The sequence below is a fragment of the Chroococcidiopsis cubana SAG 39.79 genome, assembly GCF_003991895.1.
GTDB lineage: Bacteria > Cyanobacteriota > Cyanobacteriia > Cyanobacteriales > Chroococcidiopsidaceae > Chroococcidiopsis > Chroococcidiopsis thermalis.
Genome location: NZ_RSCK01000006.1, coordinates 81,593 through 101,402 on the forward strand (window position 1 = coordinate 81,593; position 19,810 = coordinate 101,402).

At 44.8% G+C, this 19,810-nt stretch carries 18 protein-coding genes and 1 pseudogene; 13 read left to right on the forward strand and 6 right to left on the reverse strand.

Going from position 1 to position 19,810, the window contains the following annotated elements; all coding sequences use genetic code 11:
• The first annotated feature begins 75 nt into the window (after positions 1–75).
• The 5 genes from DSM107010_RS42845 (at position 76) to DSM107010_RS05980 (ending at position 4,387) form a co-directional block, all read left to right on the forward strand.
• Positions 76–864: a beta-carboxysome assembly protein CcmO gene (locus tag DSM107010_RS42845; protein ID WP_015153087.1), complete on the forward strand. Its 789-nt coding sequence runs from the start codon at positions 76–78 to the stop codon at positions 862–864.
• Positions 865–1,142: 278 nt separating this feature from the next.
• On the forward strand, positions 1,143–2,063 hold the full coding sequence (locus tag DSM107010_RS05965; protein ID WP_015153086.1) for a LysR family transcriptional regulator: 921 nt from the start codon (positions 1,143–1,145) through the stop codon (positions 2,061–2,063).
• Between the two features lie 263 nt (positions 2,064–2,326).
• Positions 2,327–2,809, forward strand: a complete 483-nt coding sequence (locus DSM107010_RS05970) for an NADAR family protein (protein ID WP_106167469.1) — start codon at positions 2,327–2,329, stop codon at positions 2,807–2,809.
• A gap of 407 nt (positions 2,810–3,216) precedes the next feature.
• A complete protein-coding gene (locus DSM107010_RS05975) occupies positions 3,217–3,984 on the forward strand; it encodes a hypothetical protein (RefSeq protein WP_015153084.1) in 768 nt (255 codons plus the stop codon).
• 175 nt (positions 3,985–4,159) lie between these two features.
• Positions 4,160–4,387 (forward strand): photosystem II protein, Psb35-related, encoded by a 228-nt coding sequence (locus tag DSM107010_RS05980; protein ID WP_015153083.1) that lies wholly within the window; start codon positions 4,160–4,162, stop codon positions 4,385–4,387.
• A gap of 57 nt (positions 4,388–4,444) precedes the next feature.
• Here the strand turns inward: DSM107010_RS05980 and DSM107010_RS05985 are convergent, their stop codons facing one another.
• On the reverse strand, positions 4,445–6,034 hold the full coding sequence (locus DSM107010_RS05985; RefSeq protein WP_015153082.1) for a glycoside hydrolase family 57 protein: 1,590 nt from the start codon (positions 6,032–6,034) through the stop codon (positions 4,445–4,447).
• 260 nt (positions 6,035–6,294) lie between these two features.
• Between DSM107010_RS05985 and DSM107010_RS05990 the strand changes: the two genes are divergently transcribed.
• Positions 6,295–7,491: a hypothetical protein gene (locus tag DSM107010_RS05990; RefSeq protein WP_106167470.1), complete on the forward strand. Its 1,197-nt coding sequence runs from the start codon at positions 6,295–6,297 to the stop codon at positions 7,489–7,491.
• Between the two features lie 83 nt (positions 7,492–7,574).
• Here the strand turns inward: DSM107010_RS05990 and DSM107010_RS05995 are convergent, their stop codons facing one another.
• Entirely contained in the window at positions 7,575–8,483 is a 909-nt protein-coding gene (locus tag DSM107010_RS05995; protein WP_015153080.1) for a phytanoyl-CoA dioxygenase family protein, read from the reverse strand.
• Between the two features lie 759 nt (positions 8,484–9,242).
• Between DSM107010_RS05995 and cynS the strand changes: the two genes are divergently transcribed.
• Complete coding sequence (gene cynS, locus DSM107010_RS06000; RefSeq protein WP_015153079.1) at positions 9,243–9,680, forward strand: cyanase; 438 nt, start codon at positions 9,243–9,245, stop codon at positions 9,678–9,680.
• Positions 9,681–9,707: 27 nt separating this feature from the next.
• Here the strand turns inward: cynS and DSM107010_RS06005 are convergent, their stop codons facing one another.
• The 3 genes from DSM107010_RS06005 to DSM107010_RS06015 form a co-directional block, all read right to left on the reverse strand.
• Complete coding sequence (locus tag DSM107010_RS06005) at positions 9,708–10,976, reverse strand: FAD-dependent hydroxylase (protein ID WP_015153078.1); 1,269 nt, start codon at positions 10,974–10,976, stop codon at positions 9,708–9,710.
• Between the two features lie 149 nt (positions 10,977–11,125).
• On the reverse strand, positions 11,126–11,971 hold the full coding sequence (locus DSM107010_RS06010) for a phytanoyl-CoA dioxygenase family protein (RefSeq protein ID WP_015153077.1): 846 nt from the start codon (positions 11,969–11,971) through the stop codon (positions 11,126–11,128).
• A gap of 414 nt (positions 11,972–12,385) precedes the next feature.
• Complete coding sequence (locus DSM107010_RS06015; protein ID WP_041462361.1) at positions 12,386–13,150, reverse strand: YebC/PmpR family DNA-binding transcriptional regulator; 765 nt, start codon at positions 13,148–13,150, stop codon at positions 12,386–12,388.
• A gap of 547 nt (positions 13,151–13,697) precedes the next feature.
• Between DSM107010_RS06015 and DSM107010_RS06020 the strand changes: the two genes are divergently transcribed.
• Positions 13,698–15,026 carry a lipopolysaccharide biosynthesis protein gene (locus DSM107010_RS06020; RefSeq protein WP_015153075.1) on the forward strand — a complete coding sequence of 443 codons (1,329 nt, stop codon included), beginning with the start codon at positions 13,698–13,700 and terminating at the stop codon, positions 15,024–15,026.
• Positions 15,027–15,047: 21 nt separating this feature from the next.
• Here DSM107010_RS06020 and DSM107010_RS06025 read toward each other — a convergent pair.
• A pseudogene (locus DSM107010_RS06025) lies at positions 15,048–16,870 on the reverse strand (two-component system response regulator).
• 249 nt (positions 16,871–17,119) lie between these two features.
• On the opposite strand from DSM107010_RS06025, the gene DSM107010_RS06030 reads away from it, so the two are divergent.
• The 5 genes from DSM107010_RS06030 (at position 17,120) to DSM107010_RS06050 (ending at position 19,696) form a co-directional block, all read left to right on the forward strand.
• Complete coding sequence (locus DSM107010_RS06030; protein WP_015153073.1) at positions 17,120–17,497, forward strand: YggT family protein; 378 nt, start codon at positions 17,120–17,122, stop codon at positions 17,495–17,497.
• Positions 17,498–17,538: 41 nt separating this feature from the next.
• Positions 17,539–17,793: a hypothetical protein gene (locus DSM107010_RS06035; RefSeq protein WP_106169291.1), complete on the forward strand. Its 255-nt coding sequence runs from the start codon at positions 17,539–17,541 to the stop codon at positions 17,791–17,793.
• Positions 17,794–18,255, forward strand: coding sequence for a CBS domain-containing protein (locus tag DSM107010_RS06040; protein ID WP_106169292.1), 462 nt, complete (start codon positions 17,794–17,796; stop codon positions 18,253–18,255).
• A 232-nt stretch (positions 18,256–18,487) separates the two neighbouring features.
• Positions 18,488–19,147, forward strand: coding sequence for a phycobilisome degradation protein NblB (gene nblB, locus DSM107010_RS06045; protein WP_106169293.1), 660 nt, complete (start codon positions 18,488–18,490; stop codon positions 19,145–19,147).
• Positions 19,148–19,351: 204 nt separating this feature from the next.
• Positions 19,352–19,696 (forward strand): hypothetical protein, encoded by a 345-nt coding sequence (locus DSM107010_RS06050; protein ID WP_127022573.1) that lies wholly within the window; start codon positions 19,352–19,354, stop codon positions 19,694–19,696.
• Positions 19,697–19,810: the final 114 nt, after the last annotated feature.

Genomic DNA, 19,810 nt, shown 5'->3' on the forward strand with positions numbered 1-19,810 from the left:
GCGTTGTCGCGGTACGCACCGACAAATCCTCATTTAAAATCTAAAATCTAGAATCTAAAATCGGTTAGATCTACCATGCAGACACAGAATCAAGGGTTCGCCACTTCTGGGCAAGAACATCGGGTACAAAACTTTCAGGAAATGGCTTTAGGCTTGGTATCTACCCGCAGCTTTCCCGCGATTGTCGGGACGGCAGACATGATGCTCAAGACTGCTGAAGTCACCCTAGTAGGATACGAGAAGATTGGCGGCGGGCACTGTACGGCGATCGTGCGCGGTCGTACTGCCGATGTTCGCCTCGCCGTGAGGGAAGGTGCGGCAACGGCTGAAAGCTTTGGCGAATTAGTTTCCTCATTAGTCATACCTCGCCCTTTGCCGAATCTAGAAGCTGTATTACCAATTGGTCTGCGCTTGCAACAATTGACCGCAAGAGGTTACAGCCGCCTCAGTCATCAAGCTGTCGGACTGCTAGAAACACGGGGATTTCCTGCAATGGTAGGTGCAGCCGATGCCATGCTCAAAGCTGCCGACGTGCAACTTGCTTCCTACGAACGCATTGGAGCTGGGTTGTGTACCGTCATCATTCGCGGTAGCGTATCTAATGTTGCCGTCGCTGTAGAAGCAGGAATGTACGAGGCAGAACGGATTGGCGAACTCAACGCCGTGATGGTGATTCCTAGACCCTTGGACGATTTAGAACAGACCTTACCACTGGCAAGCTGCTGGATCGAGCAACAGCAACCTTTACAACTACCACTCGCCATCAAGGAGAAGGAAAAGGAAAAAGAACTCGTACAATTACCAGATTTAGCTAATTTGCCCGTGCCACTTAAAGAAGAAGAAATCATCCCTCGCGATCTGTAATTGCTGCTATTGACAGCTCGTCATAAGAACTAAGGAAAAGCATCGCACGCGCTGATGAAATGTCGGTGAAATTCTGCGGCTGGTGGGCTAGACCATTCACAGGAGAAGAGTAAATCAATTCCCTACACCCCATAGCGACGTGCAACGCTGCTTGGAAGTCATCTTACGCTCTTTCAGTTGTAAAGAATGGTAACTCATATTCACTATAAATAAAAGCCATAGTTTTTAATAGGTATTATAGGTACATATCTATAATTCAATCTGCTAGGAGAATAGCAGTGAAGCAAGCAACGCTTCACCAATTAAAGGTGTTTGAAGCTGCGGCGCGCAATGGTAGCTTTACCCGTGCCGCAGAAGAGTTATTTTTAACCCAACCGACTGTTTCCATGCAGGTGAAGCAGCTAACCAAGGCGGTCGGTCTACCTCTATTCGAGCAAGTGGGTAAGCGTCTCTACCTCACGGAGGCAGGACGAGAACTATTTGCTACCTGTCGGGAAATTTTTGAGAAACTCGCTCAATTTGAGATGACGGTAGCAGATTTGAAAGGTTTGAAGCAGGGGAGATTGCGACTTGCGGTCATTACTACTGCCAAATACTTCGTACCGCGCCTGTTAGGACCATTTTGCCAGCTTTACCCAGGGATTGATATCGCCTTACAGGTAACGAATCATTCAGGGATTGTCGATCGCCTGAAGGAGAATCTGGACGACTTGTATATCATGAGTCAGCTACCAGAACATCTCGATATCGGTTTCCAGCCATTTTTAGAAAACCCCTTAGTCGTGCTTGCGCCAGCCAATCATCCGCTGGCAGGGGAAAAAAATATTTCCTTGCAACAATTAAGCGAAGAACCGTTTATCCTGCGCGAACCAGGTTCGGGAACGCGCACGGCGGTACAGAAGCTCTTTGACGAGCAGGGGATTAAACTGAAAGTTAAGCTCGAATTAGGCAGTAACGAGGCAATCAAGCAGGCGATCGCAGGGGGTTTGGGTCTTTCCGTCCTCTCGCGCCACACCATCATCCCAGAATCCGCTAATCCAGAATTAACCGTGCTGGATGTGGAATATTTCCCCATTGAGCGCAACTGGTATATGGTTTATCCTGCTGGCAAGCAAATGTCTGTCGTCGCCCGTACTTATTTTGAGTATTTGTTAAATGCTGCCCAGCAAATTGTAGAACAAACAAAAGGAACGCTGTAGAGACGCTGGCGATCGCATCTCTCATTTCCTTTTTATTGGTATTGGTGTCATCACGCCGATCTCAAAGCAGTTTTTGATTGCAGATCGGTAGGGGCGCACAGCTGTGCGCCCCTACTACAAATATTGCGTCCCTACAAACGTATCGCATTTCAATGGGAACGCTATATCCGCCCTCTGAAATGGGCTGAATAGATTTGGTGTCTGCAAAGAAACTGTAATAATCGATTAAAGAAAGTATTTAAAAATAAAAACGATTTAATCGAATGGCAATCTACTTTTACAAGGTATGCGAACCCTACGGGTGTTTTTCTAACTTTTCACCCCACTCGATCGACATCCAGGGTACTTACTGGTCAACAGTAGAGCATTATTATCAAGCACAAAAATTTGTCGGTAGTGCTAATGAAGCCCTTATTCCTATCATTCATGCTGCGGCAACACCAGAGCAAGCTGCCGCACTAGGACGCGATCGCACCCTTCAAGTTCGTTCCGATTGGGAACAAGTCAAAACCCAGGTCATGCACGTCGCCGTGCGCCAGAAGTTTCTGACCTATCCCGATATTCAATCGATTTTGATTGCAACTGGAGACGAATTACTGGTAGAAAACTCGCCGACTGATTACTATTGGGGCTGCGGTTGCGATCGCACGGGTCAGAACTATCTGGGGAAGATCTTGATGAGCGTGCGTCAGGAAATTCGAGAAATAGCTCAGATCGGCGATCGGGCGCTGCACGACTACCAATAACTTATTATCTATTCCCCAATTCACTTTTCAAAACTTAACTTTTACCGAAAAGGTAAAGATTATTTTCTAACATATTATCTTTAAAATTCATAGTGATAATTTAGTAATTGAAGCAAAAGAGCTTCAATTGGCAGATTGAAAAGCCAACTTCTATTGAGTTAAGAGGTAAACAAGAACTGCTGATTTCTCTTCTGTCCGATCGAATAAAAATAACACCCAACTCACAGGTTGATATTTCCTCAAATACGCGCAAATAGGGGGCAATATATCCGAGCTTGCTATACTAGTATTAATTTACTAGTATTAGTAAGGTAGAGTTCAGAATATCCCTACCTAAGCTTGAAAGACAGAGGAAATTCCTCAGCTAGTGCTAGCTTGGGTGTTATTGTTTTACGGTTAAATCGAGAATGGCAATCATTGCGCTCAAAGCTTGGTTTCTAGAAAAATACGAGCCAGTTAAAGAATTAGAAAAACGCACTCACGATTTGCGATTGAGTAAGAATAGTCTGTTGAAATCGGGATTGAGAGCTGATTTTTTAAACGACAGCGAGGAAGTTAAAAAATCGGCATGGTTTCAGCGCTATTTAGAAGGAGAGGCTGTCGAGTTTTATATTGAGGGTAGCGGTGGTTACGTTATCTCGAATATTGACTTAATCAGTCACGAAATTTACTTTACTAAGCAAGCGGTATCTGCTCTACAAGACCCGACAATTTTTTTATCTTACCAAATAGAATATAGCGCAGCTAGCGAAGTTTTGCGGGAAGGATTGCAACAAGCCCTAGAAACATTAAATAAGCGATCGCGCTTACCTATATCCTTAGTAGAATCTTATCGTTCTAAAGAGAATCCGCTCCGACTCAATCGCCAAATGCTGCTCAACATTCGTAAAAGTTTACTATTTATTGCCGATAGTACGCCAATTACGAGTATTTCTCAAGAGGACAGCAATCAGTTAATTCCTAGCCCTAATGTTTGTGTAGAAATTGGCTACGCCATCCAAACAAAACGTTCCGAGCAAATTTTACTCGCACACATGCAGCGAGATTTAGAAGGACAATTACCCTTCGATTTACCATCTTTACAAACTCTACAATTTAAAGACGGTAAAGAATTAAATAAAATTTTGCCCAAAACAATTGAAAACCAGTTACAGAGATATAGTTTGTTTTCCTAATTTGTTTTTCTACACGAAATTGCGATTCGGATATTAGGGGCGTACATCTGTACGCCCCTCTGTCATAGGGAGGAATTCCCTACTTGATGTTCGGTTTGCACGTATTGAGACTCTTTGCAAAATATTGTTACTTTTATTTACATAAAGTTACACGACTTAAAGCGAGGTAACAGCGATGACTATTCTAATTGCACTATTGGTAATCGGTTGGGTAGCAGCTTCTGTCATCGGAACCCAAGCATATTTTTTAGGAGAGCAAAGAAAACCGATCCACGATCGCAACTGGCGTAGTAAGTCTTTTGAAAAGTTAGCCAAATCTATCACTGGTACTGATATAGATTACAGCGATCGCACTCCGGCATACCGGATGGATGCTTATACGAGCAATAATTTACCTGGTTAATGTTAAACGCCGTAGGGGCGCACATCTGTGCGCCCCTACCTGTAAATTGCAAATAAATTACAAAGGACGATAAACTCGGTAGTTGATTTCGGGGAAGATATTATCCATTTGTTCTACCTTCTCCAACCAGCCGCTGTCGATTTTGCCGATTTTGACATCCTCGTAGAGCTTATTAAAGCGCATCAAGTGCGATCGCGTCCTTCTCACCGCATAAGGAACCATCGTTCCCGTTCGCATGATAAACGCCCAGTCGGAAGACTGCGCTAGTAACAACTCTCGCGCTGCCTGATTCAACGCCTTCCATTCCAACTCATCAACGGGTTCGCGGTAGGCAATTTCGATCATTCGTTCGGCGGCTTTGTGGAGATGCGGATAAATCCAAGCATTGGTCTCGTTCAACCAGTATTCGTGAAATCCCTTGTAACCCCAACTCGATTGCGAAGGACGACACACTTGCTGAGTCGGGTTTTCCTGTAAATAATCCGCTAAGTGCGTCATTTGATAAGTCTGCTGGTCATACCAAGACTTACGGAATAGGTAATCGATAAACCAAGGACCTTCATACCACCAATGCCCGAATAACTCCGCATCATAGGGCGAGACAATAATCGGCGGACGGTGCATAATGCCGTGTAAATGTCGAGCCTGCTGTTCGCGGTTGTACATGAAGTTGCCAGCGTGTTCTGCTGCCTTTTCCCGCGCCCAGTAGGGGTCATAGAGTGCTTTATCGCTCAACCCCAGACCGCGACCAGTGATTTTATGATATTTAATCCCCGTATTTTTCCGCTGTCCGTTGGGCATGATATAGGGCTTGATGTACTCATACTCGGCTTCCCAACCTAAATCTTTGTAAAATTCGCGATATTCAGATGCGCCAGGATAACCGACTTCTGAAGACCAAACCTGCTGAGATGATTCGTGGTCGCGACCGAAAGCAGCTACCCCAGTCTCGGTAAATATGGGCGCGTAAGAACCAAAGCGAGGACGAGGGCGGGCGTAAAGAATTCCATGCCCATCGGTGAGGAAGTAACGCAAGCCAGCATCGGCTAACATTCGCTCTAACCCCTCATAGTATGCACATTCAGGCAGCCAAATTCCTCTAGGAGGTCGTCCGAAAGTTTGCTCGTAGTGTTCGCAGGCGACTTGAATCTGCGCCCAGACTGCCTGGGGATACATCTTCATCAACGGTAAGTAGCCGTGAGTAGCGCCACAAGTGATGATTTCTAGGTTGTTACTGTCTTGAAACTGCTTAAATGCCGTGACTAAATCGCCGTTGAAGCGTTCCCAGTATTGGCGAATTTGATTGAACTCACTGACGTAATGTTCGGCAAGGTAGCGAATGTGACCGTTGTGAGCGTTACGTTCTGCCTCTAGCTCCACTAACTCTTCCAGCTTAGCTAAATGAGCGTCAAACCGTTCTTGGAGTAGAGGATCGCGCAGCATTGACACCAAAGGGGGTGTCATGCTCATCGTAATCTTAAAGTCGATTCCGTCTCGTTTTAATCCTTCAAATACCAGCAGTAAAGGGACGTAGGTTTCCGCGATCGCTTCATAAAGCCATTCTTCCTCCAGAACGTAGTCACTTTCTGGGTGGCGCACGAAGGGTAGGTGAGCGTGGAGGACAAGAGCGACATAGCCAATAGCCATAATGAAATTTAGAAATGTTAGGTGAACGGGTATCGCAATGAAGGAACCAGGGAAAGTCAAGCCGCTTTAACAAATTTTATGCCGAAAGCGGGATCGGAAGCGTAGCAAAAGTGCGAGATGACAAGAAAATCTAAAATTTCTAGGTAAAGATCGATCCCCTAGCAGAGTCCATAGAATCTTACACCTTGAGGGGGATAGCAAGCCAATCGCTTTTTCGTTACAACCACAACAGGTAAAGTTCGTCTCAACAGTGGTGAACAATGGACGATAATTCGCGACAGCCAGCTCGATCGCCAGCCTCAGTTGAAGAAGTTAAAGTGCAAGTCACGCCTTCTCAAAACAATCAGGCAATGGAGGCGCAGCCAGTCTCAGCTTCCAGAGAAAAAGCGGCTGGTGAATTGTCGTCCTTTTCTAAGACATTAGGTCAAGCAGTAGGAGCGATCGCCCAACTGCCAGAAGCAGCTTTACAACAAGTCCACGATTGGCTCTCTCCAGCGACGACAAAAGCTGGAGAAGCGATCGAGTGGGTAGGGAATAACTGGTTCGTGCGACGGATTAGTCGCTTCCTCAACCTCAATTGGTTGATTGGGGCAACCGACAGTGTAGATTTAGCCAAAGCAGAAGCAGCCGTCAAAAAACTACAGCAAGAGCATCCCGAAGAGTCTCCCGAACAAATCGCTCACCGAATTATGGTGGAAAAAGCTACCCGTGCTGGGGGTATAGGACTTGCTACCAGTTTCTTGCCAGGGGTAGCACTGGCACTTTTAGCAGTCGATTTAGCTGCAACCACCCAACTGCAAGCGGAAATGGTGCATCAAATTGCTGCTGCCTACGGACTCAGTTTAAGAGACCCTAGCCGCAAAGGAGAGGTATTAACAATTTTTGGCTTGGGACTGGGAGGCGGTCGGTTACTAAGGCTAGCGGGTTTAGGGGTATTACGTAACGTCCCTTTTGCTGGAGCGTTTATTGGCGCGAGTTCTAACGCTGCTATGCTTTACTCCTTGGGATACGCCGCGTGTCGCTTCTATGAAGCCAAATTGAAGTCGCCAGAAACCCTTAACTCCAAAACAGGAATTGCTCAACTCGAACAGCAAAGCAAAAAGTATCTGGAAACGGCGATCGCCCAAGAAGCGGTAATGGATCGAATCTTAGTCCACATGATTCTCGCCAGTCACCCAGAAAAAACTTGGTCGGAAATCCAACCACAGTTAAAGCAGTTAAATCTCAGTCCTTCTTCCTTAGAGGCAATCTCCAGAAATATTCAGTCACCCCAACCTTTAGAGGTGCTTTTAGAGCAGCTCAACCGCGACTTTGCGATTCCCTTATTGGCTCAGTGCTGCCGCATCGCTCGCTTGGACGAACGCAAAACACCTGAAGAAGACCGGATAATTCAGGCGATCGCGACTAAATTTAACCTGAACTTAGAGCAGATTGAATCGAAGTTGGAGACTCCCTAAATACGGTAGGCAATGCCCACCCTACTGTGACACAATTATGCCGGAGCGATTGAAAAATCTGGTGGGCAATGCCCACCCTACGGTTACAAAATTATGCCGTAGTTATTGAGAGTAAATTTAAACTCCAGAATCAGGCGATCGCTCTTTTGAGGCAGAATTCCTTTATGGAAGCAGGAGGGGTCTTCGGCAAAACCAACCCCAGCGCGATCGCAAATTGTCGCGATATTTTTGTCACCGTAATATTCTTTAATTTCACTATCTTCTCTTTCTCTCAGTAGCGAAAACTGGTGACTTAGCTTTTTATTTCTATGACTGCCTTTCACACAAACGTGGGGACCACCGAACAAATCGACATCTGTGAGATAGAACATGAATTTCACACAGGTGTAATCTTCCAGATCGTAGTGAAACTGATAAAAACCTTGAGCGCGACCCTCAGCGGGTGCATCGTTCACAAAAGTCCACCATAGCTGAGTGCAGGCAAGCATTGGTTGACTGCCAAAATATTTTGCCGCAATTTCCCACAGCTTCCGATCTTCTGCTAATTTCCTAATTGCCATACATTGAGATGTAGGCTCAAAATTGTAGCCGATCCTAAAACTTTTGCTAGATTTCATTTCTTGCACTCTTCGATTCGCCAGCGAGAACGGAAATTGTAAGTCTCCATTTCCGTAGTATGTCGCTGTTCTGGCAAAATCTAGAATCTCTTTGAGTATATGTGGTGGGATCGTAATCCCCAAATGCAAACCATCGCTGTTTAAAGCTTTAACCGCCCGATCTGGATCGAGATCTGTAAAAACAGAATTTTCTTTAAGAAAATCAATTTTTATAGGTTTTTTAGTTAAGTGCAACACCAAAAAACGAATAATCTGAATGCGGCTAAATGCAAACATCAGCAACCACTGCGGCTGCTTGAGCGAGATTGCCGAGTATTGTAAAAACCTTCGTTGCAACTTCAGCCATAGTTTTTGAGAATTAATTAGTGAAATCATTTATTTTCGTGAATTCCCTACGATCTTCTAAGAACTGCATGGCAAGAGAATACGATTGCCTGTTGCTACTACTTCTGAGCGGTACGATCTAGCTTAGAGGTGACGCAACATAACACAATGAAATTGAACCAAAATGAGGTTGTTGTGCCAACCCAGACATTCCTGAATTGTTTGGAAATATTAGCTTGATGGAGATTCGGAGTCAGGTGTTAATTTATGGCTACACATCCCGCCGCTGAAATTTCGTCCTACTCAATGAGAATCGGGGTTAAATGAGCAATAAGTAATGTTAAACGACTAACACTGTAAGTATAAAAGACTACTAAAAAATAATAATAGCTATACCGATAACTTTACGATCTTTTTAAATAAATCCAATGCTCCAGGTACAAATCATAAGATATTGTAAAGACAATAGTTCAATCTATCCGGTAATTTACGGTAATTAAGGCGTGTAAATTCTAGCTGTACTTTTCACTGTGATTTAAGGCAATAGAAATCGCAATTGAAGTGCAAAACCATAAATTAAGCAGTGCGGCAGCTAGAAAATCGAATCGCGATCGAGATGACTTCAGAAATCAATTTAGGAAGATTTAGAGGGGCGATTACCTTGTAGTCGAGAGCAAAACTATCAAAACTCTGTTCTTTTCTTTTTGACTTTTGCTTCACAATCCCTGTATTTTTCAGTAAAATTCATCACAAAAACCAAATAGAACAATCGATACAATTACATCAAACGAGCAATTAAGAGGTAAACAAATGCTGCCTGAAATTACGCAAAAACTCTTAGCAGCAAAACAAGAAAAAGGGATGTCCTTTGTCGATTTAGAAAAAGCAGTCGGTAGGGATGAAGTTTGGATTGCCGCAGTCTTTTACCGTCAAGCTAGTGCTTCTCAGGCAGAGGCAGAAAAGATTTTATCGGCGATTGGGCTACCGACGACATTAGCACCAGAACTAACAGAATGCCCGCTCAAAGGTTTAGGTCCAGTCGTACCGACAGATCCGCTCATATATCGCTTCTATGAAATCATGCAAGTGTATGGAATGCCACTCAAAAGCGTGATTCATGAAAAATTTGGCGATGGCATTATGAGCGCAATTGACTTTACTTTAGATGTAGAGAAAGAAGAAGACCCCAAAGGCGATCGCGTCAAAGTGATCATGTCGGGAAAATTTTTACCATATAAAAAGTGGTAAAAATTCAGTTATCTAATTGATAACTGTTCACTGGTCACTGATAACTGTTACTTGAGGCAAACGTCCTCCTAAACCAGTCATGAGTTGTAAGGCAGATCGCTTGACAATAGGTACGCGCCGCAAAACCCACAAGCCGAATTGACGAGCGATCGCCACGGGTAAATAATTATTCGAGAACGTCCGATCTAATAAATCGGTAAAACCCAAAACCACTGAATTTTCTCGCTTGCGCCAGCGTTCGTAGCGTTTGAGTACCTGCAAGCTGCCGAGATCTTCTCCTTGACGAGTGGCTGTTTGTAGCACTTCAGCTAAAGCCGCAGCATCGCGAATTCCTAAATTCAAGCCTTGTCCGCCCACGGGATGACAGCAGTGAGCGGCATCGCCCACCAGTGCCAGACGCGGCAACACATACCGATCGCTTTGCATCAACTGCACCGGAAACATAAAGCGATCGCCTTCTAGTTGCAGTTCTCCCATTTGAGTGCCATACCTGCGGGTGAGTTCGGCGAGAAACCGCTCGTCATCCAATTCCAATAAAGCTTTTGCTTCGGCATGAGGAGCAGTCCAAACAATACGACAGCGATTTCCTGGCAGAGGTAGAATGGCAAAGGGTCCACTCGACCAGAATTTTTCATAAGCTGTGTTGTTGTGGGGTTTTTCAGGCTTGACAAAAGCGACAATACAAGACTGCCAGTACTGCCAGCCCCAGGTTTTAATTCCCGCATTTTGGCGAATCCGCGATCGCGCCCCATCCGCTGCGACTAACAACCGCGTGCAGATCTGCCGTGACTTCCCTGAGACATTGAGTGTCAGCTCGACTCCATGCGATTGAAACTCAGTTCGCACCACCTCTACCGGACATAGATACTCCACGTTGGAGCATTCGTGCAAAAATTCCTGTAGCGGCGTTAATAAAGCTTGGTGTTCGGCAACGTAACCGATAACCTCTGTCCCCAAATCTTTTGGATGGAACTCTACCACGTTGGGTCGATCGGCATCGGAAAGTTTGACATGGTGAAACGTTTCAATTCCAGGCAGAATTTTATCCCAGACACCGATTGCCGATAAAATTAGTCGCGAAGACATGTGAACGGCGTATGCTTGCCCCTTCATCGCTGCTACGGAGTATGGCTTTGCTTCAATGAGTGCCACCCTCAACCCCGAATTTTTCAAGGCACAGGCAAGGGTTAAGCCCACAATTCCACCACCGACGATCGCCAAGTCGTAGTCAAAACCGTTATTGGGTGCGATCGCTTGCGGAGGTGAAACTGATTGCGAAAGTTGCTCGAACGCCATGTCTAACAAAGTATATCGAGTTGATTAAGAATATTTACTTATCTTCATTTTGCCGCGAATCCGCAGGGTAAGCAAGTCATGATGCAGTTAGAAGTCAGCAGTTAGCTACGATCGGAGGACGCAAGCTTGATAGTGTTAAACTTCGGGGCTTACTGTTGTTTTAGGTTTTGAGAGTTGCGCGATAAATTCAGTCTGGGATGGGAGTGATGGCTATACCGACGGCAAAGATCTGGACGTTTTGGGTTTCGAGCCGTATAAACAAAAAACAGAGCCGAGCGCTCTGCTGTACGTAGGCTACCATGATGAAAAACGCTGTGAGTATCGACCAGTATCACTGTACCCGCAGCTCCAACACATGATTTCCATGCAGATCTAGGGACGAATTGCTCCATCTTTTCATTTTTCAGACCGGAAAAACCCGTGCGGAAAATCTGATAATCGATCCGAAATCTTAGCCAAGCAGCGGCAGTGACGGATTTAGGAATGTATTCAAAAGGTCCATGCTCTCGGTCAACATCACTCAAATATATGATGACTTTGATACTGCGGCGATCGTCTCCATCCTTATGCCATAGCATCGCGCCAAACTGCTGTGGGTGACTGAATTCTCGTCGCAACTGGATACCTTGAAATTTAATTGGTAGACCGATATAGTTTTGAACGATGTCAAGCAGTCGCCGTTCGTTTCCCCATAAAGAGAAATCTGTTAATTCTGATAGGGTGTAGATTTGAAGCGGAGATTTTGCCGCACTCCGATCGCGTTCGGGTTCGGTACAAGACAGAACTTCGCTGCAAGCATCAACCATCTGTGGAGTGGAAGCAAATCCCAACTTTTCTAAAGAAGTCACGTAAACTCCCTCTTGCTGCAACCGATCGACAATTTGTCGATCGGCTAGAGAAAGTGCGGGCAGTGACTTGGCATATCTTTTTAACGCTAGTCTGTAAATGAATTCAGTTTTTAATTGCCAAACCTTATATCCAATCTCCTTGAGCATTAGGCGTACGATTAAAATGGAAAGAAATGAACTTGCGTATAAAATAATACTATAATCTTTGGATCTGTCAAAGTAGCGAAAATATTTTAGATCCAAATAGATCTCGTCTCTATTGATAGAGCGATCGCCAATATTTTTATCTGAAAAAGGCTTTTACGATTTACGACTTATCACTAAAATCGCTCAAAGCGGCACTTGACTAATTAATCATTACCGTATAGGTGCAGAAAGATTGATAGACTCTTTTAGCTAAATGAGATACACGTGAAATACATACTCAATCGGAACGCGCAGCCGTGCGTCCCGATTAATTTTCTTTATCAGCAAGTCTCTTGACTGCAAGTCGCGCTCGTGGTGTAACTTTTTCATCTGCTCAGAAGCTCAGCTCTCTGCTCGTACGCTCCCTGCTATAGACTAAGCAAAGCTCATGGCAATTAACCGATCGCTCATGTCAAAGTTAGCGGTAGCGTTCTGCACGTCATCCAAAGATTCTAAAGCATCGATTAACTTCAAAAGCGATCGCGCCTGTTCTGGGTCAGTAATTTCTATTGTATTACTGGGAATCCAACGCAATTCTACTTCGTCTACAACAAAACTTTTTTCTTTCAGCTTCTGAGTTAGAGCTTCCAAATTGCCGATCTCTGTCATCACATCAGCCGAGCGCCCATGCTCATCCTCGTTAATTTCATAGGATTGCGCGCCACCTTCTAGAGATGCTTCTAAAAGTTCGTCTTCATCTACTTTGCCAGAAACCAGCGCGACTCCTTTGCGCTCGAACATCCAACTAACGCAGCCTGTTTCACCTAAATTTCCCCCATTTTTACTAAAGGCAGCTCTCAAGTCGGCAGCAGTACGGTTGCGGTTGTCAGTCAAAGCCTCAATCAAAATCGCCACGCCACCAGGACCGTAACCTTCATAGCGGATTTCTTCTAAATTGGCAGAGTCTTCATACGTACCCGCGCCTTTAGCGATCGCTCGCTCGATATTTTCATTTGGAATGCCTGCTGCTTTGGCTTTCTCTATCGCTGTTCGCAACTGAAAATTTCCTGCCGGATCGGGTACGCCATTTCTCGCCGCCACAATAATTGCCCGCGACAATTGCGTAAATGTTTTCCCCTTGACGGCATCAACCCTTGCTTTTTGACGTTTAATGTTCGCCCATTTACTGTGTCCTGCCATAATTGCTTCTATCGTCACACTCTGTCTGAAGTTGGAAAACTTGTGACTATTATCACTCTCGATCGTTGTTTCCATACTTCAATCTCACTGCCCACAAGAGACTCGGGCATTGTATGTAATACCTCTACATAATGTTAGCGAGTGAAGTAGCAATAGAGACTATTTTTTTCACAGTAACAGATGCTAATGGAATAGCCTAGCGATCGAGGCATGTATAAATTAACCCATGAGAATCAGTGCTGACCAAACTGTGAAGAAACTATTTTCCTCATTTACATTTCTTTGCATCTATCTATGGTTAAATTTACAATGTTCCCTTACTCCATTAGCGTTAACAAATGCCGTTGTCGAGGCAAGACCCTTTGAAAATATGTTTTGAAGTAGCCATCAATGGACAAACAGAAACCATTAATAGCTATTTTTCGCCGGATGGAGAATTAGTCTTGACGTAGCACAAATCAGACATTTTTTAACTATTTATTCCCGATATTGAGAGGAATTAGTAGAAAAACAGAATTCGAGCTTTGATGAGACTGGAGTTGAATGGATGAAAACTGTAGGTGCTAGTGTTCGTTGGGTACTAGCGGGACGTGGCGCGACTGCTGCTACCTTGCAAACACTGCTGACGAAGATATTGATTTTAGCTGCTAATACATGTACGGGTGCGATTACAGCACGTATTTTGGGACCTGATGGGCGAGGCGAACAAGCAGCGATCGCTCTGTGGCCCCAATTTTTAGCCTTTACTATGACTTTGGGACTGCCAATTGCTTTACGCTATTATCTCAAACGCAATCCAGAGCAGGAATCAGAGATTTTTTCTGCTACCCTCGTCCTGGGTACGATATTAGGTATAGTGGCAGCGATCGCAGGTATACTTTTCATCCCGCAGTGGTTAACTCAGTATTCGCCAGAAGTCATCCGCTACGCTCAATGGTTTATGGTGCTGTCGCCCATAATCATGCTGACAACTATTTATACCGCAGCACTGGAAGCAGATTACAATTTCAAAACTGCCAATCAAGCACAATATCTGCAACCGCTAACAACGTTAGCTATCTTGACCGGACTAGCAGTTTCAGGCAACCTCACTCCTTTTACTGCTGTCATTGCTTATGCATTTCCCAGTCTCCCGATATTTTTTTGGCTATCGCGTTGCGTATGGCAACGCTTTCGTCCCCGTTTGGACGGGTTGAGAAAATCTTACCAACGTCTGGTGAGTTATGGTTTGAGGGCATACGGTATCGATCTAATCGGTACGCTATCAGTACAAGTCGATCAAGCGCTAGTGATCAATTTGTTAGCACCCGAAGCTATGGGAAAATATGTGATTTCTCTGAGCTTATCCCGGATGCTGAATCTGTTTCAGCATTCGATCGTCACAGTGCTGTTACCTAAAACAGCAGCTCGTCCCATAGCAGAAGTTGTTGCTGTAACTGGGATGGCAGCGCGTATCAGCACGGCTCTAACTACTATGGCAGCTGCGATTTTATTTATAGTAGGACCGATGCTGCTCAACTTGCTTTACGGTGCTGAGTTTATGGGAGCTGTCCCTGTATTTCGCATTCTGGTAGTGATGACTGTGGTTGACGGTAGCGTCTGGATACTGGCACAGGCATTTATGGCATTAGGAAGACCTGGAACGGTGACACTTCTGCAAACAATTGGCTTGGGGCTGAGCGTTCCCTTCCTGTTATTACTCGTGCCTCGGTTGGGATTGCAAGGTGCGGGTTGGGCTTTACTCTGTTCAACCGTAGTCCGACTCCTATTTGTCTTGGCTTGCTATCCGCTCGTGTTAAAGGTTCGACCCCCAAGCTTGCTAGCAAAGCGATCGGATTTTTACATACTCAAGCAAAAAATGGTGCATCGGACGTGAAGCGATCGCCACTCTGTTAACTCACCACTGAGGATTGGTCAAAATTAAAGACTCTGCGGCTGCTAAATCTAGGGGTTTAGAAAATAAATATCCCTGTGCTTCTTCACAATCTAATGCATGTAAGTGTTGTAAATGAGTTGGAGTTTCCACGCCTTCAGCGATCGCTTTAATTCCTAACTGGTGAGCTAGGGAAATAATTGTGGCTGCAATCTGACGAGATTTGCCACCAGAGCCAATTCACTGATAAAAGCTCGGTCTACTTTTAAATAATCAATTGGAAAACGATGTAAATAGCTGAGAGAAGAATAACCCGTACCGAAGTCGTCAATACTCAGGCGAATATTTCTCGCACGCAGTTGTCCGAGAACGAAGATCAGTTCTTCCACGTTGTCCATGAGCATACTTTCGGTCAGTTCTAGGTTGAGACTCTCGCCGGCAATTTCCGTTTCGGTTAATATGCGATCTATCTTCTCCAGAAAATCGGGTTCTCGCAATTGTTTCAGCGAGAGGTTAACGCTGATTTTGGCGGGTGGATGAGAAAATTTAGTTTGCCATTGTTTCATTTGGCTGCAAGCTGTGAAAAGTACCCATTCACCAATCGGAACAACTAATCCAGTTTCTTCAGCAATCGGGATAAACTGGGACGGAGAAATCAAACCCCGTTCGGGATGCAGCCAGCGTAGTAGCGCTTCAAAACCGATAATTTTACCTGTATCTAAAGAGACGATTGGCTGGTAATTGAGGTGAAACTCTTGTCCGACTGCTGCTTGACGCAGATCGTTTTCGATTTGCAGCTTTTGGATTGCTTCAGCATACATAGCTCGGTCAAAAATTTCATACCGCGCTTTACCTTGCTCCTTAGCACGGTACATGGCTATATCTGCATCTCTCAGCAGCTCTGAGCCTTGCTGATAGTGAGTTGCACTCGCAGCGATACCGATACTAGCACCGATAAATACTTCTCTGCTTGCCAGTTGCAGTGGCGATCGCAATTGGGTGTGAATTCGCTCGGCAACTCGAATCGCATCATTAATATCTTGAATGGGGTCGAGGAGAATGATAAACTCATCTCCGCCTAAGCGAGCCACTGTATCTGTGGAGCGGACGAGTTGTTGTAGCTGATGGGCGATCGCCAATAGCAATCGATCGCCTACCTGATGCCCTAAACTGTCGTTGATCGTTTTGAAACGGTCTAAGTCGATAAATAAAACGGCAAATAAATGGTCTGGATATCGTTTTACCCGTTGTAACGCCATTTCCAAGCGTTCCATCAATAGAGTACGGTTAGGGAGATGGGTTAAGGCATCGTGCAAAGCACTGTAGACTAATTGCTCTTGTACTTGATGGCGATCGCTAATTTCTTGTTGCAACTGTCGGTTGACTGCCTCTAGTTGCAGCGTTCGCAGGCGAACTCTTGCTTCTAGTTCTTGGTTAAGCCGTTCGATTTCTATTTTGGCTGCACGTAATGCCAATTGATGTCTGACTCGCGCTAACACTTCCTCGGCTGCAAAGGGCTTGGTAATGTAATCAACTCCGCCAACTGCAAAGCATTCGGCTTTATTGGTTGCTTCATCTAAAGCACTAATAAAAATCACTGGAATATCTTGAGTTGCTGGATCGGCTTTGAGATGACGACAAGTTTCAAAGCCATTCATTCCTACCATTACTACGTCTAATAAAATTAGATCTGGTAATGTATTTTTGATTTCCAATAAAGCATTTTCACCGCTGTTTGCAACAGAAACTATAAACCCAGAGTGGTGTAAGATTTTAAACAAACCTTTAACATTGAGCGGGCTGTCGTCAACAATTAAAATAGAAGATCTCTGATTTATATCGACCATTGCAGGAAATAGCTATGATTAGCTAGCTATTAGCAGTTAACTTTGAGAATAGAAAAAAATAACTAAATTTTTGACAGTCGTGCTTTTATCGTGACTTAAGCAAGAGTAATTTAGGTATGCGTACAATGAAGAATTCGATGAAGATTTGAAAAATATGGATTTGTTTCACCCTTGAGACTTGGATAATTTTTTTAAAATTAAAATTAACTAACAGAGAAAATCGCGATCGCAAGGTACAGGTAGGAGCAAATGAGGGATGACGACCGACAGCGGCATGAAGAAATTCGGCTACGTGAAGCAGAACGGCGAGTGACGCTGGCTAGCCGTAATGCTACTGTCAGCAAGCTGGTACAAATTATTTACTTCCTCGCCGGAGCGCTGGGGATGCTGCTGTTGTTACGAATGATTTTGCGGCTGTTTGGGGCGAATCCAGATAATACATTCGCTCAATTTATCTATAATCTCTCCGAGCCTTTTTACGCTCCAGTTGCTAACCTATTCGGTACACCAAAGTTTGGTAATTCCCAGGTGTTTGAAATTAACGCGATCGTGGCAATTGCAGCTTACGCAATTCTTGGTTGGTTGGTAGGAAGATTAGTTTGGTTAATTGGCAGTAGGACAGAATAATTTGGGAGTCGGGAGTCGGGAGTCGTCAGTCGGAGGCAAAATTGACGCATTCGCGCATTCAAAATTGGGACAAGGGAGACAAGGAGGACAAGGGGGACTTGGGAGCAGGAGAGAAGAGAGCGGAGGAGCTGAGGAAGCAAGGCAAGTCACAAGTCATAATTCACAAGTGTTTCACGCCTGAGCGCACCACGCCTGAGCGCACCACGAGCCACACAACACTCACTACACCCTGCGCGGAGCGCACCTCACCCTTTAAAATAAATTTAGAGGATATTGCAAAAGAGAGCTGTCTGTAAATGCCTAAGACTGTTGCCGATGTCATGACCCGCGACCCAATTGTGGTGCGTCCAGAAACCTCACTGCATGATGCAATCAAGCTTTTGGCAGAAAAGCGTATTAGTGGTTTACCCGTGGTAGACGATGCAGGCAAGTTAATCGGTACAATTTCAGAGACAGATCTGATGTGGCAAGAAACAGGAGTTACTCCCCCGGCTTACATCATGTTTCTTGATAGCGTGATTTTCCTGAAAAATCCGGCTCAATACGAACGAGACTTGCATAAAGCGTTGGGGCAGACGGTGGGAGAGGTAATGAGTCAAGATTTGATTACCGTAGCTCCTGATAAACCATTGCGAGATGCAGCACAACTGATGCACGATCGCAAGATCCCGCGTTTGCCAGTCGTCGATCCTAGCGGTAAGGTGATCGGAATTTTGACTCGTGGCGATATCGTGCGCGACTTAGCAGCCAGCGAGTAGGAGTCAGTTATCAGTTATCACTTATCAGCGTAGAGACGTTACATGTAACGTTTCTACAAAGTAGTCAGTGAAGAAAGTCATTAGAGAGTAGGGCAGGGAGCAGGGAAAATTACTTCTCGTCTTCTAGATTTTGACTTTTGACTTTTAACTTTTGACTTTTAACTTTGACTTCTTGCCCCTAAAAAATGGTAAGAGTAAATACAAATTACCAAATACAAATAACAAATTCAAAATGGCTGTTAGTCCAGAATCGGTAAAGCAATTACTCGATTCGCAGGATTTGGGCGATCGCTTGCGGGCGATGAATCAAGTTCGCGAATTGGAAGATAAAGGAGTTGCGCTAGAGTTGGCGCTCAAGGCAATTGATGACCCCAACGCCAGAGTGCGCTACTCGGCAGTGAGTCAGTTGGACACTTTGGGAGGACAAGATTTAAATACTAGTTTAAATGTATTGCGCGATCGCCTACTCAACGACCCCGAACCAGACGTACAAGCTGCTGCGGCTGACTGTCTGGGAGCGCTGAAGTTAACTGATGCGTTTGCAGATTTAGCGCAAGTCTATCACAGTACGCCCGAGTGGTTAGTGCGGTTTAGTATTATTGCAACTCTAGGCGAATTGGGCGATCCGCGCTCTTTTGACTTATTAAAAGAAGCATTGGAATCGGGTAGCGAGTTAGATAAAACTGCGGCAATTAGCTCTCTGGGAGATTTAGGCAATCCGCAAGCAATAGAATTACTAGTTCCTTTTGCTACCAACCCCGATTGGCAAATTCGCTATCGCGTCGTGCAAGCTTTAGCTAAATTGGGCGGCGAACAAGCCCGGACTCTGATCGAGCAGTTAGCAAAAGATGAAGCTGAAGCTGTATCTCAAGAAGCAAAAAATAGTTTGTAGTAAAATTTGTTTCTAGGAAGTTTGGCGAATAAAATTCGCAGCTATATAGACAAAATCTGCTTAAGCAGATTAAGAGATTGAATATGTTTCAGTCCGCGCAGGCGGACTTTGTTTGTGTAGTCGCGAATTATACTCGCTCAAACCACTATACGGCAACTGCGAGATAACGTACTACAAAAACTCCAGCAGAACAAACAGCTGCTCTTGCTGACACATATTGCCTTTTACGAGAAAAATATCGAGCGGGTGCTAGAATTATTTCCCCAGCTCAAAGAGTGGGAGCAGTCTAGATTTCGCCAAGCCCTAGCCAAGGCAATCGAAACTACCCATCCCCAAATGGCGATCGCGCTTTACAAACAATTAGCTACGCAGGCGATCGAGCAAAAAAATCGCTCTGCCTATCGAGAAGCCGTCCAACATTTACAACGAATCAAGGCTGTCTGTGAATCGTGCAACACTCAATCTGATTGGACGGGCATCACGCAACTGCGCTCTCAATACCCTACTTTACGGGCGTTACACGATGAGTTGTCCAAAGCAAAACTGTAATCAGCAGGTGAATAGTGACTGGTGGCTGGTGACTAGTGACTAGCAGCTTCTTAACTTACGACTTACGACTTATATTCACTTTTGCAACATCTATGTTGTTAAAATGCTAGAAAC

Coding starts and splice junctions, on each gene's coding strand:
- DSM107010_RS06030 (WP_015153073.1), top strand. CDS start 17,120: ATGAGGGATGACGACCGACAGCGGCATGAAGAAATTCGGCTACGTGAA.
- DSM107010_RS05980 (WP_015153083.1), top strand. CDS start 4,160: ATGACTATTCTAATTGCACTATTGGTAATCGGTTGGGTAGCAGCTTCT.
- DSM107010_RS05975 (WP_015153084.1), top strand. CDS start 3,217: ATGGCAATCATTGCGCTCAAAGCTTGGTTTCTAGAAAAATACGAGCCA.
- DSM107010_RS42845 (WP_015153087.1), top strand. CDS start 76: ATGCAGACACAGAATCAAGGGTTCGCCACTTCTGGGCAAGAACATCGG.
- DSM107010_RS06015 (WP_041462361.1), bottom strand. CDS start 13,150: ATGGCAGGACACAGTAAATGGGCGAACATTAAACGTCAAAAAGCAAGG.
- cynS (WP_015153079.1), top strand. CDS start 9,243: ATGCTGCCTGAAATTACGCAAAAACTCTTAGCAGCAAAACAAGAAAAA.
- nblB (WP_106169293.1), top strand. CDS start 18,488: ATGGCTGTTAGTCCAGAATCGGTAAAGCAATTACTCGATTCGCAGGAT.
- DSM107010_RS06020 (WP_015153075.1), top strand. CDS start 13,698: ATGAAAACTGTAGGTGCTAGTGTTCGTTGGGTACTAGCGGGACGTGGC.
- DSM107010_RS05970 (WP_106167469.1), top strand. CDS start 2,327: ATGGCAATCTACTTTTACAAGGTATGCGAACCCTACGGGTGTTTTTCT.
- DSM107010_RS06040 (WP_106169292.1), top strand. CDS start 17,794: ATGCCTAAGACTGTTGCCGATGTCATGACCCGCGACCCAATTGTGGTG.
- DSM107010_RS06005 (WP_015153078.1), bottom strand. CDS start 10,976: ATGGCGTTCGAGCAACTTTCGCAATCAGTTTCACCTCCGCAAGCGATC.
- DSM107010_RS05985 (WP_015153082.1), bottom strand. CDS start 6,034: ATGGCTATTGGCTATGTCGCTCTTGTCCTCCACGCTCACCTACCCTTC.
- DSM107010_RS05990 (WP_106167470.1), top strand. CDS start 6,295: ATGGACGATAATTCGCGACAGCCAGCTCGATCGCCAGCCTCAGTTGAA.
- DSM107010_RS05995 (WP_015153080.1), bottom strand. CDS start 8,483: ATGATTTCACTAATTAATTCTCAAAAACTATGGCTGAAGTTGCAACGA.
- DSM107010_RS06010 (WP_015153077.1), bottom strand. CDS start 11,971: ATGCTCAAGGAGATTGGATATAAGGTTTGGCAATTAAAAACTGAATTC.